Below are 14,378 nucleotides of genomic sequence, written 5' to 3'. Positions count from 1 at the left end.
TCAACGGTGAGCGGTGTCGGAACCTGGGGGATTACCAGTTTCATCCTGAGACCTGAGTAACTTTACTGGCCTCATCGCCGGCAAGCCAGCTCCCACAGGTAAAGCAAAGGCCACAGGTCGGTGATCAACCTGTGGGAGCTGGCTTGCCGGCGATTGGGCTGCAAAGCAGCCCCGATTCACCGGGCTTTTGCTGTAACAGGTGGCTGGCTATACTCGGCGTCGCTTTTTTAGTCACCTGATGAGTCCCGACACTCCATGGAACGTATCCTCGAAAACGCGATGTATGCCTCGCGCTGGCTGCTCGCCCCCATCTACTTCGGCCTGTCCCTCGGCCTGCTGGCCCTGGCGCTGAAATTCTTCCAGGAAGTGGTCCACGTCCTGCCCAACGTCTTCGCCCTGAGCGAAGCCGACCTGATCCTGGTGATCCTGTCACTGATCGACATGTCGCTGGTGGGCGGCCTGCTGGTGATGGTGATGATCTCCGGCTACGAGAACTTCGTCTCGCAACTGGACATCGACGAGAGCAAGGAAAAGCTCAACTGGCTGGGCAAGATGGACTCTTCGTCGCTGAAGATGAAGGTTGCCGCGTCGATCGTGGCCATTTCGTCCATCCACCTGCTGCGGGTGTTCATGGATGCACAGAACATCTCCACCGATTACCTGATGTGGTACGTGATCATCCACATGACCTTCGTGGTCTCGGCATTCTGCATGGGCTACCTGGACAAGCTGACCAAGCACTGAGCCTGTGCCCCTTGTGGGAGCGGCCTTGTGTCGCGAAAGGGCTGCACAGCAGCCCCCTCTGCTCATGCATTGCTGCTGATATCCTGGGGCCGCCATGCGGCCCTTTCGCGACACAAGGCCGCTCCCACACAGTTCGGCTTCCACCTGACGAGCGGCGTCAGTCATGCCCTTGTGCATTCTCCCTTTCTGTACAAAAAATGAGCTCTCATGCGTGGTTCCCATCGCGAGGTGCTCTCATGAACCTGCATCAGCTCAACACCGAGGCCAGGGCTGGCCATGTCGACGAACTGAACCTGATCGCCATCGAAGGCGGTGACTACCTGCTCGAGGCCCGGATCAAAGGCCACCCCCACCCCCTGTCCGATGCCCGTGGTGAACGCTTGCGCGTGCATTCGGTGGAGGATGCGCGCAATTTGCTGCAAACCATCCCCATGGTCTCGATGAACCTGGTGCACTGGTCGGTGCAGGACGAAATGTGCGGTATGGGCACGCACCCGGAAGAAGACTTGAAGGTGCCGATTTCCCAGCGCTCGGCCTGGTAGCTGCTCGCAGCGCCCCAGTGTGCTAGGCTGCTCGCCCTTTTCATCAAGGGCGCGGCTTCACTGCGCCCTGCAGTGGAGCACGACAATGTCCGAACTCAACCTGTCCACCGACGAAACTCGCGTCAGCTACGGCATCGGCCGTCAGCTGGGCGGCCAGCTGCGCGACAACCCGCCACCAGGCGTCAGCCTGGAAGCCATCCTGGCCGGCCTGACCGACGCCTTCAACGGCGCCGACAGCCGCGTCAGCGAAGCCGACCTGTCGGCCAGCTTCAAGGTCATCCGCGACGTGATGCAAGCCGAAGCAGCCGCCAAGGCTGAAGCCGCTGCTGCTGCTGGCAAGGCATTCCTGGTCGAGAACGCCAAGCGTGACGGCATCACTACCCTGGCTTCGGGCCTGCAGTTCGAAGTACTGACCGCAGGCGAAGGCGCCAAGCCGACCCGCGAAGACAACGTGCGCACCCACTACCACGGCACCCTGATCGACGGCACTGTGTTCGACAGCTCCTACGACCGTGGTCAGCCGGCTGAATTCCCGGTAGGTGGTGTGATCGCTGGCTGGACCGAAGCCCTGCAGCTGATGAACGCTGGCAGCAAATGGCGCCTGTACGTGCCGAGCGAGCTGGCCTACGGCGCCCAAGGCGTTGGCAGCATCCCGCCGCACAGCGTGCTGGTGTTCGACGTCGAGCTGCTCGACGTTCTGTAATGCCGCTGGGGCCGCTTTGCGGCCCATTCGCGGGCAAGCCCGCTCCCACAAAATCCCCACAGCATTCGAACCCTGTGTTGTGCTTGTGGGAGCTGGCTTGCCGGCGATGAGGCCGGTCCTGCTGGCCTCAATTCCAGTCTGTCCCCCCGGGGCGCAACGCCCGCGCATAGCAGAACAGAAACAGATTCCGCACCAGCTCCTTGAGCACCCCCGGTTCACTCGAGTTCAGCCCGCTCATGTCCAGGTCGCCCTGGTCGCGCAGCTCGTCGAGCGCTTCTTCTTCAAGCACCGCGCACACTTCGCCGGTTTCCCGATGAAGAATGCGCAGGTAGGGGTGAGGGCGGTCCAGCCAGGCGTCGATCAGATAAGTCATGGCTATTCTCCTTGGATAGCAGTCCCAATGAGAATAATTCTTATTATCTGAATAGCAAGCGCCAATTGGCGGTTTTTTGGAAAATCAGACCTTGCGTACGAACTCGGACTTCAGCTTCATGGCGCCGATGCCGTCGATCTTGCAGTCGATGTCGTGATCGCCATCGCACAGGCGGATGTTCTTGACCTTGGTGCCAACCTTGACCACCAAGGACGAGCCCTTGACCTTGAGGTCCTTGATCACGGTGACGGTATCGCCATCCTGCAGGATGTTGCCGACCGAGTCCTTCTTCACCACCTCGTCGCTGGCCGCTTCGGCGTCGCCGCTGGCCGACCACTCGTGGGCGCATTCAGGGCAGATCAGCTGAGTGCCATCCTCATAGGTGTATTCGGAGTTGCATTTCGGGCAGGGTGGCAGAGTGCTCACTTCGGTTCCTCAAACAAACAGACGGGCGGTTAAAAACCCGAATTGTATAAGGTATTTTTTCAGAAGTGATTATGTCCGGACAAAAGCATTCGCGGGCTTGCCCGCTCCCACAGGATCTGCGCTACCTTTGAGGCTTGCGCGATCCCTGTGGGAGCGGGCAAGCCCGCGAATGGATTTGATGCGATCTGTCAGTGAGTACGCGCGACCGCAAACTCGCTCAGCTCGACCAGTGCGTCACGATATTCGCTGGCCGGCAGCACTTCCAGGCACTGGATCGCACGCTTCACATAGTCACGCGCCAGCTCCGCCGTGTACTTCAGCGCACCCGACTCCTCGACCGCCACGCGAATCTGCTCCAGGTCTTCCAGGCCACCCTTCTGGATCGCCTGGCGCACCAGCGCAGCCTGTTCGGCGGTGCCTTCGCGCATGGTGTAGATCAGCGGCAGGGTAGGCTTGCCTTCGGCCAGGTCGTCACCGACGTTCTTGCCCAGGGTCTGCGAGTCGCCCTTGTAGTCCAGCAGGTCGTCGACCAGCTGGAACGCCACGCCCAGGTGGTCACCGAAGGTACGCAGGGCCTCGCGCTGTTCGTCGGTGGCTTCTGCCAGAGCGGCGGCGCTGTGGGTCGAAGCTTCGAACAGCATCGCGGTCTTGCCGCGGATGACCTCCATGTAGACTTCCTCGGTGGTGCTGGCGTCGCGTACCCGCGACAGCTGCAGCACTTCACCCTCGGCAATCACGCGGGTGGCCTTGGACAGGATCTGCATGACCGGCATCGAGCCCAGTTCGACCATCATCTCGAACGAGCGCGAATAGAGGAAGTCGCCCACCAGCACGCTCGGCGCGTTGCCCCACAGGGCATTGGCGGTGGAGCGGCCACGGCGCATGCCGGACATGTCGACCACGTCGTCGTGCAGCAGGGTAGCGGTGTGCAGGAATTCGATGGTGGCAGCCAGCAGGCGCAGGTCGTCGCCTTCGCGGCCCAGGGCCTTGCCACACAGCAGCACCAGCAGGGGGCGCAGGCGCTTGCCACCGGCGGACGTGATATAGTCGCCGATCTTCGATACCAGCGGCACGCGCGAGGTCAGCTGCTTCTTGATGATCTCGTCGACGGCGCTGAAATCATCAGCCACCGCGCGGTAGAAGGATTGGGGTTGCATCGGCTGCTCCAGTGAGGTTGCGCGGCATGCTAGGTCGCGGGTCCCGGTGTGTCAAGGCGCGGTGCCAGCGCCCCGGGGGCGGTACTTGCAAGCAAAACCGCGGTTGCGTACAATCGCGCACCCTAACTTCCTGGGCAGCACCTGCCTTACGCAATTGCGCCGGGCCGTTCCAGCCCTGTGCAGCCATGCCAGCCAATACTCATCATATAAAGCGCTGGGTGAGCAGGATTATCGGAGAAATACCATGTCTTACGCAGTAATCGTTACCGGCGGCAAGCAGTACAAAGTCGCTGAAGGTGAATTCCTCAAGATCGAAAAACTGGAAGTCGCCACTGGCGAATCCGTGACCTTCGATCGCGTCCTGCTGGTCGCCAACGGTGAAGAAGTCACCATCGGTGCTCCAGTTGTTGCTGGCGCTAAAGTAGTGGCCGAAGTCGTTTCGCAAGGCCGCCACGACAAGGTTCGCATCATCAAGTTCCGTCGTCGTAAGCACCACATGAAGCGTATGGGCCACCGCCAGTGGTTCACCGAGATCAAAATCACCGGTATCCAGGCTTAATCCCCTAGATCCCCTGAATTTATTTGGAGAATTGAACCATGGCTCACAAGAAGGCTGGTGGTAGTACTCGTAACGGTCGCGACTCAGAATCGAAACGCCTTGGCGTGAAGATGTATGGCGGCCAGGTTATCAAGCCAGGCAACATCATCGTCCGTCAGCGCGGCACCGAATTCCACGCTGGCTACGGTGTTGGCATGGGCAAGGATCACACCTTGTTCGCCAAGATCGAAGGCGTGATCAAGTTCGAGAAAAAAGGCGAGTTCATGCGCCGTTACGTGAGCATCGTCGCCGCTTAATCGCGACGTCGCTCCAGAAGCCCCGTCATGCGACGGGGCTTTTTCGTTTGTGGTGAGCCTCTTGCAAAGCTGTTTGTATGGGCTGCCGGCGTGGGTTTCTACGGTCGTACGGGGCCGCCGCGCTCATTTTTGCAAGAGCCTCAGGTTTTTCAGGTATTCAACTCGCCAGCAGGCGAGAGGCGGTTTTGAATGAAGTTTGTTGACGAAGTATCCATTCGGGTCAAGGCCGGTGACGGCGGCAACGGTTGCATGAGCTTCCGTCGCGAGAAGTTCATCGAGAACGGTGGCCCCAACGGTGGTGACGGTGGCGACGGTGGTTCGGTGTACATGATCGCCGACGAAAACCTCAACACCCTGGTCGACTATCGCTACACCCGTCACCACGAGGCCCAGCGTGGCGCCAACGGCGGCAGCACCGACTGCACCGGCAAGAAAGGCGACGACCTGTTCCTGCGTGTGCCGGTCGGCACCACCGTGATCGACGCCTCCACCCAGGAAGTGATCGGTGACCTGGTCACCCCGGGCCAGAAGCTGATGGTCGCCCAGGGCGGCTGGCACGGCCTGGGTAACACCCGCTTCAAGTCCAGCACCAACCGTGCACCGCGCCAGACCACCCCGGGCAAGCCAGGTGACCAGCGTGACCTGAAGATGGAAATGAAAGTGCTGGCCGACGTCGGCCTGCTGGGCCTGCCGAACGCTGGCAAGAGTACCTTCATTCGCTCGGTTTCGGCCGCCAAGCCGAAAGTGGCCGACTACCCGTTCACCACCCTGGTGCCTAACCTGGGCGTGGTCAGCGTCGACCGCTGGAAGAGCTTCGTCATCGCCGACATTCCCGGCCTGATCGAAGGTGCTTCCGAAGGCGCCGGCCTGGGTATCCGCTTCCTCAAGCACCTGGCGCGTACCCGCGTGCTGCTGCATCTGGTGGACATGGCGCCGCTGGACGAAAGCAGCCCGGCCGATGCCGCCGAAGTCATCGTCAACGAGCTGACCCGCTTCAGCCCGTCGCTGGCCGAGCGTGAGCGCTGGCTGGTGCTGAACAAGGCCGACATGGTCATGGAAGACGAGCGCGACGAGCGGGTCAAGGAAGTGGTCGAGCGCCTGCAGTGGGAAGGCCCGGTCTACGTGATTTCGGCCATCTCCAAGCAGGGCACCGAAAAGCTCAGCCACGACCTGATGCGCTACCTCGAAGACCGCGCCGACCGCCTGGCCAACGACCCGGCCTACGCCGAAGAGCTGGCCGACCTCGACCAGCGTATCGAAGACGAAGCCCGTGCCCAGCTGCAGGCCCTGGACGACGCCCGTACCCTGCGCCGTACCGGCGTCAAGAGCGTGCACGACATCGGCGACGATGACGGTTGGGACGATGATTTCGAGGACGACGAAGACGGCCCGGAAATCATTTACGTGCGCGACTGACCGGTTGCAGTACACTAAACGCCGCTCTTTGGAGCGGCGTTTTTGTATCCACGGTATCTACAGATTCGACATAGGTTGGAAGAAGATGCGAAGCAAGGTGACGGGCGCCAAGCGCTGGGTCGTGAAGATTGGCAGTGCTCTGCTGACCGCCGATGGCAAAGGCCTCGACCGCGGTGCCATGGCCGTTTGGGTCGAGCAGATGGTCGCGCTGCGTGAGGCAGGCGTGGAGTTGGTACTGGTCTCCTCCGGGGCCGTGGCTGCCGGCATGAGCCAGCTGGGCTGGACGTCGCGACCGAGTGCGATGAACGAGCTGCAGGCGGCTGCCTCGATCGGCCAGATGCGCCTGGTGCAGGCCTGGGAGTCGAGCTTCGGCGAGCACGGCAAGCACACCGCGCAGATCCTGCTGACCCATGACGACCTGTCCGACCGCAAGCGCTACCTGAACGCCCGCAGCACCCTGCGCACGCTGGTCGACCTGGGCGTGGTGCCGGTGATCAACGAAAACGATACCGTGGTTACCGACGAGATCCGCTTCGGCGACAACGACACCCTGGCGGCGCTGGTGGCCAACCTGGTCGAGGCTGACCTGTTGGTGATCCTCACCGACCGCGATGGCATGTTCGATGCCGACCCGCGCAACAACCCCGACGCCCAGCTGATCTACGAGGCCCGCGCCGACGACCCGGCACTGGACGCCGTGGCCGGTGGTACCGGTGGCGCCCTGGGCCGTGGAGGCATGCAGACAAAGCTGCGCGCCGCGCGCCTGGCAGCCCGTTCCGGTGCCCACACCATCATCATCGGTGGCCGCATCGAGCGCGTGCTGGATCGCCTCAAGGCTGGCGAGCGTCTGGGTACCTTGCTGTCGCCCGAGCGCGGCATGCTTGCCGCGCGCAAGCAGTGGCTGGCCGGCCACCTGCAGACCCGTGGCACCCTGGTGCTGGACGCCGGTGCCGTGCAGGCGCTGCGCCAGGCCAACAAGAGCCTGCTGCCGGTTGGCGTGAAAACCGTGCAGGGCAGCTTCCGCCGTGGCGAGATGGTGGTGTGCGTCGGCCCGGACGGCCATGAAGTGGCGCGCGGCCTGGCCAACTACAGCGCCCTGGAGGCGCAGAAGATCATTGGCCAGCCGTCGGATGCCATCGAAAGCATCCTGGGCTATATCGCGGAGCCTGAGCTGGTGCACCGCGACAACCTGGTTCTGGTCTGAGGGCGCGCACGTGCTGAAAAGGATGATTGCCGTGGCGGCACTGGCGTTGCCGATGCTGGCCGGGGCCGAGGAAATCGGCCAGGTGTCCACCGTGTTCAAGTTCCTCGGGCCGAATGACCGTATTGTGGTCGAGGCGTTCGACGACCCCAAGGTCGAGGGCGTGACCTGCTACCTGTCGCGTGCCAAGACTGGCGGCGTGAAGGGTGGGTTGGGGTTGGCGGAGGACCGGGCGGAGGCATCGATTGCCTGTCGCCAGGTCGGGCCGATCAGCTTCAAGGGTGAGCTGAAGGATGGCGAGGAAGTGTTCAAGGAACGCACCTCGCTGGTGTTCAAGACCATGCAGGTGGTGCGCTTCCTGGACAAGAAACGCAATACGCTGGTGTACCTGGTGTACAGCGACCGCATGATCGAAGGCAGCCCGCAGAATGCGGTGACCGCGATTCCGATTCTGCCTTGGGCTCATTGATAGCCTGACAGATCGCCGGGAGGCCTTCGGCCTCCATCGCCGGCAAGCCAGCTCCCACAGGTACATTGCAGGCCTCGGGGCTTGTGCAATATCTGTGGGAGCTGGCTTGCCGGCGAAAGGGCCGCAAAGCGGCCCCAATTACCTCAGGCCAATTCCTCGGCCTGATGATCCTCACGCACAACCGCCTTCACCTCATCCCGACGGCTGATGAACTTCCAGTCCGCCTCGTCGATGTAGATGCCGTTCGGCCCGCTGCCACCTTCCAGGTCGATCGCCACGCGTGCAGACACCTGCGGCTTCACGCTCGCCAGAATCGGCACGAAGCCCAGCTGCAGGCTGGTTTCCAGCAGCGCAGCCTGGTTGCGTTCGTCGATGTCCGCCGCTTCGTCCAGGTAGTACGGCAGGCGGATGCGCCCGGCCAGGTCGCGGTCCATCAGGTGCAGCAACAGGTACATGTTGGTCAGCGCCTTGATGGTCATGGTGGTGCCGTTGGATGCCGCGCCGTCGATGTCGGCATGGATCACCGGCTGGCCGTTGACCTTGGTGATCTCGAACGCCAGCTCGAACAGGTCCTTCAGGCCCAGCTGGTTGTGGTTGGCTGCCACCAGCCGTGCCAGGTACTCCTTGGCCTCTTCGTTCTTGTTGTCCTGCTCGGCGCTCTGGGTCAGGTCGAACACCGACAGGGTTTCGCCTTCTTCGTACTGACCGGCGCTGTGGATGATCTGGTCGATGTGCTTGAGCGCTTCCTTGTTCGGCGCCAGCACCACGCGGAAGCTCTCCAGGTTGGATACCTGGCGCTTGTTGATCTCGCGGTTGAACAGGGCCAGCTGGTGCTCGAGGCTGTCGTAGTCGCTGCGGATGTTGCGCAGGGTCCGGGCGATGTCGGTGACCGCGGCGCGGCGTGCCTTGGCCAAGGTCAGGGCTTCGTCGGTGCGGTGCGCGTAGGCATTCACCAGCAGCTGCAGGCGGCGTTCCATGTCGTCTTCGCTGTCGAACTTGGCCACGCCTTTCAGGCGCACCTGGGCGTACAGCGCCTCGATCTGGTTGTCCACCCGCTGCAGGCTCTGCCAGCTGTCCTGGTAGTCGTTGAGCAGTGGCAGCAGGTTGTCCATCGAGTCGTCGATGGCTTCCATGTACGGCGTGCCGTAGGGCAGGTCGGCCGGCAGCAGCTGGCGACGGCGCAGGGCGTCTTCCAGGGTGCGCTGTTTGGCCTCGAGGTCGCCGATCTGCCGGCCGACCAGTTGCAGCTTGGCCGACAGCTGCTGGACGCGTTCGGTAAAGGCGTCGCTGGAGCGCTTGAGTTCGTCCTGGGCGGCTTCGAGCTGCGACAGCTGCTCCAGCTTCTCGGGCTCTTCGGCGGCCAGGGTTTCGCTGCGGCGGAAGTCTTCCAGCGCTTTCTGCGCGTCCAGTACTTCCTGGTACAGGGCCTCGGTCTGCGCCTTGGAGGCGGAGCGGTCGGCGGCCACGGCTTGCTGGGTCTTGAGCTGCTTCAGCTCTTTTTCCAGGCGCTCTTTCTGGTCACGCAGGGCAGCACGGTCGGCCAGGGCCTGCAGCGCCGGTGGGTCGATGTGCGACAGGTCGATGGACAGGCCCGGGGCTTCGAAGCGTTCGCCCTTGAAGCCGTCGAGTACCGCTTCCAGCGATTTTACCCACAGGTCACTGTCGTCCAGTTCGATACCGCGGTCACCCAGCGGCAGGCTGAACAGCGCGCCATTGAACAGGCGCATCAGACGGTCGACGTCCTGCTGGGAGAACTCTTCGCGCAGGCGGGCGTAGCTGTTGTTGTCGGCGTGGTCGAGCTGCTGCTTGACCTGCTTCAGGCGCTTTTCCAGGTCGCGGACGCGTTCGTCCAGGTCTTCGGCGCTGAACTGCCGTGACTGGGCCAGGGCGCCGGCCAGTTCGTCGTGGGCGTCCTTGGCCGCCAGCAGTTGCTGCTCCAGCACCTTGACGTCATCGACCAGGGCGAAGCGGTGCTTGAGCACCGACAGCTCGCCCAGCCAGCGCTGGATACCGGTGATTTCACGCTCCAGGCGCATCAGCTCCTGAGTACCGCCGCGCTGGTCGTTCTGCAGGCGGTCCTGCTCGCCACGGTAGTGCTCGGCCTGGATCACCAGCTCTTCCTTGCGCGCCATGGCGTATTCCTGCCAGGTGCCCAGCAGGGTGTCGAGCACTGGCGAAATGCGGTGCAGCTTGCCGCGCAGGATGTCGCGCTGGGCCACGCCACCGGCCAGGGCCTCGACCAGCGGGCCGGCGGCGACCAGGGCGTTGTAGTCCTGTTCCATGCGGCGCACGTCGCGGAAGGCTTCCTCGCACGCGGCGATATAGTCGACGCTACCGGAGCGTAGGCTGTGCTCGAAAGCGTCGAGGAACAGCTGCTTGAGCTTGGCGGCGGTGATTTCGCGCATGTGCAGCAGGTTGATGAACAGCGCGCGGAAGGTTTTCAGGCTTTGCTCGCTGGTCGAGCGCAGCGGGATCATGGTCAGGTCCAGCGGCACCGAGGTGTGGCCACCGACCAGCAGACGACGCAGTTCGTCCGGCTTAAGCTCGTAGGCCTTGATCCCCAGGCGCTCGAGGTTGGTGAACAGCTCTTTCTGGCGCAGGCAGGTGTCGTTCTTCTGGTAGTGGGCCAGGTCCAGTTCGCCCTTGTAGGCAAAGAACTGGTGACCGAAACCGCCGCCCGGGCCACGGCCGACAACGCCGATGACGTGCGGGCCGTGGGGCAGGCTCAGTTCGCAGAGAATGTACGAGGTGTCGCTGGCGAAGTAGAAGCGGCGCGACTGCTCGAGGCTGTACTTGCCGAAGCTCATGTCCGACATGCGCGCCAGGATCGGGAACTGCAGGGCGTTGATCGACGCCGATTTACCCAGGTTGTTGGCACCGTATACCGACAGTGGGTGCTCCAGCGGGAACAGGCCAAGGCTGTAGCCGGCGGTGTTGAGCAGTGCGAAGCGGCGGATGCCGTAGCGTTCCTGGCTCATGCGTCAATCTCCTGTTGCTCTTCGCGGATCGCCCGGGCCAGGGCTTCCTCTTCGCTTTCCTCGCCCTCGAAGGGGCTGAGGTCGAGCGGGTCGTCGGTGCGGTTGAGTTCTTCTGGGCTTTCTTCCTCGACCAGTACCGGGGTCGGCAGCGGCAGGTCGCTGTGCAGGGTGGCTGCCAGGTCGCGGTCCTGCTGCACGGCCAGGCACACGTCGAGGAAGCGATGCATCGGCGGCAGGAAGCGGTAGATGCCGCCTTCCTCGAAGGCGAAGCCGAGCTGGGTCATGCGGCGCAGGATTTTTTCTTCCAGCTCGTCCACGGTCTGCACTTCGGCCTGCAGGAACAGGTCGCGGTACTTGTCCAGCAGCGAGGGCAGTTCGTCACGGCCGATGCTGCCGCCATCGAGCACGGCCATCGGGTCGCGGCCCTGGTCGGCCAGGTGTTCGACCAGGATGAAGGTGAACAGCGACAGGCGCTGCGCGGTCTTGTTGACCTGCGCGGCGGTCATGTCCGGCACGAAGTAGTAGAAGCCACGGGTGTCGCACACCAGTTCGAAGCCCAGGGCCTTGAACAGGGTGCGGTACTGGTCCTGGAAGTTCGACAGCTGGGCGTACAGCTCGGGGTCGCGGCGGCTGACGTGGAAGCCTTTGAACAGCTCGCGGAAGATCGGCGCGAGCTGGGACAGTTCGGAAAGATCAAGATGCATGGGCTGGGCTCGCGTTGGATTCGGTAGGCGCGCTGGCGGCGTCTTCGCGGCTGGAGGTCAGGGCGAACGAGCGCAGGCTGACCAGGTGTTCCTGGGTGATGTACTCGCGGCGGTCGAGGCGTTCGCGCTTGAAGCGCTTTTCCCGCGACAGGCGCGAGAACCAGTACAGCAGCTCGTCGGTGGCGCCTTCGGGTTCCTGCTCCAGCAGCCAGACCATCAGGTCGGGCAGCGGCAGGGCCTGTTCGCAGCGTTCGGCCATTTCCTTGACCGTGCGCGGTGCACGGGGCAGGGCGCCGGACTGGGTCTTGTGGGCCTTGGGGAAGCGCGCCGGCTTGGGCTCGAAGCGGGCCAGGGCGTAGACATAGGCCTCGACCTGGCTGGCGCTGCCGAGGAAAGTGCTTTGCGGGCGGGTGAACATCGGCATGGCCGCTTGCGGTACGGCGTCGATGCCCTTGCGCCGGATCACCGACAGGGCCAGTGCGGCGCCGCGGGTCACGGCGTTGTGCCGGCGGGCTTCCTCACGCAGCGGCAGCAGCAGTTCGCGGGCGTGGCGCAGGGTCAGCTGGGCGCTGGTCTGCATTTCCAGGATGCGCGCGTGGGTGCGCAACAGCATGTCGTCGTCGACCAGGTGGCCCAGGCGCGCCTGTTCGCCCAGCAGCTTCAGCAGCACGGTCTCGACCTTGCGCACGCCCTGTTCGAAGGCGCCGTCGGCGTTGACCAGCTGGATCATCGGCTCGACGTACTCGTCCCAGGTCGCCAGTACTTCGGCATAGCGCTGGCGCAGGGGGATCTGGCGGTTGCTGGTCTTGGCCCGCTCGGCCACGGCCACCAGTGCCTGCTCGTCGTTGTCGAGCTTCTTCAGTACATCGCGCACGCGCATGTCGAGCAGGCGCAGCTGGCGCGCCAGGTCGTCGCTGTCGCGGTTGTCGAAGGCGTCCTGGATATGCCCGGCCAGGCGCTCCAGGTGGCGCAGGTAGGCTTCGATCTCCAGGCACAGGCCCAGCCGGTGTTCGCGGCGCAGGTAGGCGAGGAAATCGTGGATCTGCGCGTTGAGCTCGAAACGGTTCGGGCTCTTGGCCACCGGGACCAGGATATCCAGGCGGATCCACACATCGAGCAGCTGGGTGATGTCCTGCGGGGTACTCTCGACCTGCTGGCGGGCCACATGCTGACGCAATTCGACCAGGCTCAGGGTGCCCTGGTCGAAACGCTCGCACAGCGGCTCGATCAGGGCCCAGTGTTCGGCTAGGGCGCGCAGGACGCGCTTGGGTTCGATCATTGGCTTCGACTCGTTGCCAAGAAAAAGGGGGCGATTGTACTGCATCCGGGGGGGAGGTTTTCACCCCTTGGTCTGTAATGAGAGATAACCTTTATCGTTGTAGGGGATTCACTGGCCCTTTCGCGGGTGAACCCGCTCCCACAGGGCCTTGCGCAGTACCGGTGGGAGCGGGTTCACCCGCGAAAGGGCCAGTACAGGCAATAAAAATCCGCCGACCAGTTGCGGCACTCGAATGCCAACGGCGTTAGAATGGCTAATTGTCTCCACCCCTCGGAACCCCGCCCCTTGCTCACCGAACCCCGTCGCCGCGCCTACCTTTCCGCCATGCAAGTGGTGCACTGGCTGCCGCGCGCCGAACTGCCGTTCGCCGCACCGTCGCGGCCCGAGCTGCTGCTGCCGGTGGCGCCGGTCGAGGACCTCGATTTCGACGTCAGGCCGGCACCGGCTGCCGACGAGGCGCCAGTCACCCCCCAGGCCCGCTCCGGCGAGCGGCCGAAAATCGAGATTCCGCGCCCGGGCAGTGCGCCCAAGCCGGCCGCCAAGCCCGCCGAGGCCGAGGAGCAGGCCGCGCCACCGCGCCCGGCCCCGGTGCCACCCCCGCGCTTCTCGTTGCAGTTGCTGCGTGCCGGCAGCTGCCTGCTGCTGGTGGAGTTGGCCACCGGCCAGCCGTTCCAGAGCCGCGACCCGTCCTACCTGCTGCTCAAGGACATGCTGCGCGCCGCCGGCCTGCCCGACGCCCCGCAGATCATCGGCGAGCCGGTGCGCTGGCCGCTGCTGGTGCGCGGCAACATGGACCAGGGCCCGGAGGCGGCGCGCGATTTCGTCCAGGGCTTTGTCCAGGCGCGCCTGGAAGACGCCCCGTGTACCTGCCTGTGGCTGGTCGGCCTGCCGGCGCTGCGCTTTGCCGCCAATGTCGACGGCGAAGCCTATTACCAAATCCTGAAGCTCGAGGGCCTGGGCGAAGCCTGGGCCTTGCCGGGCCTTGAACTGTTGATGGACGAGCCGCAGCGCAAGGCGGACGTCTGGAAAGCCATGCGCCAGCTGATGGCGCGCTGGAAGAGCGTTGAATGAGTGACTCGATCAGCTTCCGCCCGATGACCGAGGCGGATCTGGATGCCGTACTTAAGATCGAATATGCCGCGTTCAGTCATCCCTGGACCCGCGGGATCTTTCAGGATGCGCTCAAGTCGTACGAAGTCTGGCTGATGTTCGACGGCCAGCAGCAGGTGGGTCATGGGGTGATCAACGTGATCATCGACGAGGCGCACCTGCTCAACATCACCGTCAAGCCGGAAAACCAGGGCTGCGGCCTGGGCCTGCGCCTGCTCGAGCACCTGATGGCCCGGGCCTACCAGCTCAATGGCAGGGAGTGCTTCCTGGAAGTGCGCGCCAGCAACCAGTCGGCCTATCGTTTGTACGAGCGCTACGGTTTCAACGAAATCGGCCGCCGCCGCGACTATTACCCGGTTGCCGGTGGCCGTGAAGACGCCCTGGTGATGGCCTGCACCCTGCTCGAGGACTGACCTTGCAG

The 14,378-nt window shown here is 63.6% G+C and carries 16 protein-coding genes; 10 read left to right on the top strand and 6 right to left on the bottom strand.

The features are described 5' to 3' along the window. Positions 1 to 255 precede the first annotated feature (255 nt). The 3 genes from RYH74_RS23910 to RYH74_RS23900 all read left to right on the top strand — a co-directional run bounded on the left by RYH74_RS23910 (position 256) and on the right by RYH74_RS23900 (position 1,989). Positions 256 to 744: a TIGR00645 family protein gene (locus RYH74_RS23910; protein WP_003247486.1), complete on the top strand. Its 489-nt coding sequence runs from the start codon at positions 256 to 258 to the stop codon at positions 742 to 744. Positions 745 to 980: 236 nt separating this feature from the next. Continuing rightward, the gene (locus RYH74_RS23905) at positions 981 to 1,286 is read left to right on the top strand and encodes a DUF6482 family protein (RefSeq protein ID WP_084785033.1); all 306 of its coding nucleotides are present in this window, start codon (positions 981 to 983) and stop codon (positions 1,284 to 1,286) included. 85 nt (positions 1,287 to 1,371) lie between these two features. Then, the gene (locus tag RYH74_RS23900; RefSeq protein ID WP_025337633.1) at positions 1,372 to 1,989 is read left to right on the top strand and encodes an FKBP-type peptidyl-prolyl cis-trans isomerase; all 618 of its coding nucleotides are present in this window, start codon (positions 1,372 to 1,374) and stop codon (positions 1,987 to 1,989) included. Between the two features lie 127 nt (positions 1,990 to 2,116). Here the strand turns inward: RYH74_RS23900 and RYH74_RS23895 are convergent, their stop codons facing one another. The 3 genes from RYH74_RS23895 to RYH74_RS23885 form a co-directional block, all read right to left on the bottom strand. Then, complete coding sequence (locus RYH74_RS23895; RefSeq protein WP_003256316.1) at positions 2,117 to 2,362, bottom strand: hypothetical protein; 246 nt, start codon at positions 2,360 to 2,362, stop codon at positions 2,117 to 2,119. Positions 2,363 to 2,446: 84 nt separating this feature from the next. Beyond that, positions 2,447 to 2,788, bottom strand: a complete 342-nt coding sequence (locus tag RYH74_RS23890) for a zinc ribbon domain-containing protein YjdM (protein WP_009686103.1) — start codon at positions 2,786 to 2,788, stop codon at positions 2,447 to 2,449. A 188-nt stretch (positions 2,789 to 2,976) separates the two neighbouring features. Next, positions 2,977 to 3,945, bottom strand: coding sequence for a polyprenyl synthetase family protein (locus RYH74_RS23885; RefSeq protein ID WP_003256318.1), 969 nt, complete (start codon positions 3,943 to 3,945; stop codon positions 2,977 to 2,979). A gap of 244 nt (positions 3,946 to 4,189) precedes the next feature. On the opposite strand from RYH74_RS23885, the gene rplU reads away from it, so the two are divergent. The 5 genes from rplU (at position 4,190) to RYH74_RS23860 (ending at position 7,886) form a co-directional block, all read left to right on the top strand. Continuing rightward, positions 4,190 to 4,504, top strand: a complete 315-nt coding sequence (gene rplU / locus RYH74_RS23880) for a 50S ribosomal protein L21 (RefSeq protein ID WP_003247466.1) — start codon at positions 4,190 to 4,192, stop codon at positions 4,502 to 4,504. Between the two features lie 38 nt (positions 4,505 to 4,542). Next, the gene (rpmA, locus tag RYH74_RS23875; protein WP_003247464.1) at positions 4,543 to 4,800 is read left to right on the top strand and encodes a 50S ribosomal protein L27; all 258 of its coding nucleotides are present in this window, start codon (positions 4,543 to 4,545) and stop codon (positions 4,798 to 4,800) included. Between the two features lie 189 nt (positions 4,801 to 4,989). Next, the gene (gene cgtA / locus RYH74_RS23870; protein ID WP_025337634.1) at positions 4,990 to 6,216 is read left to right on the top strand and encodes an Obg family GTPase CgtA; all 1,227 of its coding nucleotides are present in this window, start codon (positions 4,990 to 4,992) and stop codon (positions 6,214 to 6,216) included. An 85-nt stretch (positions 6,217 to 6,301) separates the two neighbouring features. Then, the gene (proB, locus tag RYH74_RS23865; protein WP_025337635.1) at positions 6,302 to 7,420 is read left to right on the top strand and encodes a glutamate 5-kinase; all 1,119 of its coding nucleotides are present in this window, start codon (positions 6,302 to 6,304) and stop codon (positions 7,418 to 7,420) included. Positions 7,421 to 7,442: 22 nt separating this feature from the next. After that, on the top strand, positions 7,443 to 7,886 hold the full coding sequence (locus tag RYH74_RS23860; RefSeq protein ID WP_038407896.1) for a CreA family protein: 444 nt from the start codon (positions 7,443 to 7,445) through the stop codon (positions 7,884 to 7,886). 143 nt (positions 7,887 to 8,029) lie between these two features. Here RYH74_RS23860 and mksF read toward each other — a convergent pair whose 3' ends face one another. The 3 genes from mksF to mksB are packed head-to-tail and all read right to left on the bottom strand — an operon-like array spanning position 8,030 to position 12,847. After that, positions 8,030 to 10,864, bottom strand: coding sequence for an Mks condensin complex protein MksF (gene mksF, locus RYH74_RS23855; protein WP_015268901.1), 2,835 nt, complete (start codon positions 10,862 to 10,864; stop codon positions 8,030 to 8,032). Beyond that, positions 10,861 to 11,568, bottom strand: a complete 708-nt coding sequence (mksE, locus tag RYH74_RS23850) for an Mks condensin complex protein MksE (protein WP_013970824.1) — start codon at positions 11,566 to 11,568, stop codon at positions 10,861 to 10,863. Before mksE ends, mksF begins: the two co-directional genes overlap by 4 nt. Beyond that, on the bottom strand, positions 11,558 to 12,847 hold the full coding sequence (gene mksB / locus RYH74_RS23845) for an Mks condensin complex protein MksB (protein WP_024086237.1): 1,290 nt from the start codon (positions 12,845 to 12,847) through the stop codon (positions 11,558 to 11,560). The genes mksE and mksB overlap by 11 nt, the downstream gene beginning before the upstream one ends. Before the next feature lie 285 nt (positions 12,848 to 13,132). On the opposite strand from mksB, the gene RYH74_RS23840 reads away from it, so the two are divergent. Both RYH74_RS23840 and rimI read left to right on the top strand, forming a co-directional pair. After that, positions 13,133 to 13,918 (top strand): energy transducer TonB, encoded by a 786-nt coding sequence (locus RYH74_RS23840; protein ID WP_084785034.1) that lies wholly within the window; start codon positions 13,133 to 13,135, stop codon positions 13,916 to 13,918. Continuing rightward, positions 13,915 to 14,370, top strand: coding sequence for a ribosomal protein S18-alanine N-acetyltransferase (gene rimI, locus RYH74_RS23835; RefSeq protein ID WP_025337640.1), 456 nt, complete (start codon positions 13,915 to 13,917; stop codon positions 14,368 to 14,370). Before RYH74_RS23840 ends, rimI begins: the two co-directional genes overlap by 4 nt. The last annotated feature ends 8 nt before the right edge of the window (positions 14,371 to 14,378 follow it).

It is taken from the genome of Pseudomonas sp. LSJ-87 (genome assembly GCF_032971465.1).
Classification (GTDB): Bacteria; Pseudomonadota; Gammaproteobacteria; order Pseudomonadales; family Pseudomonadaceae; genus Aquipseudomonas; species Aquipseudomonas putida_Z.
The sequence above is the reverse complement of the archived record's forward strand: the minus strand, read 5'-3'. Positions and strand labels throughout refer to the sequence as shown.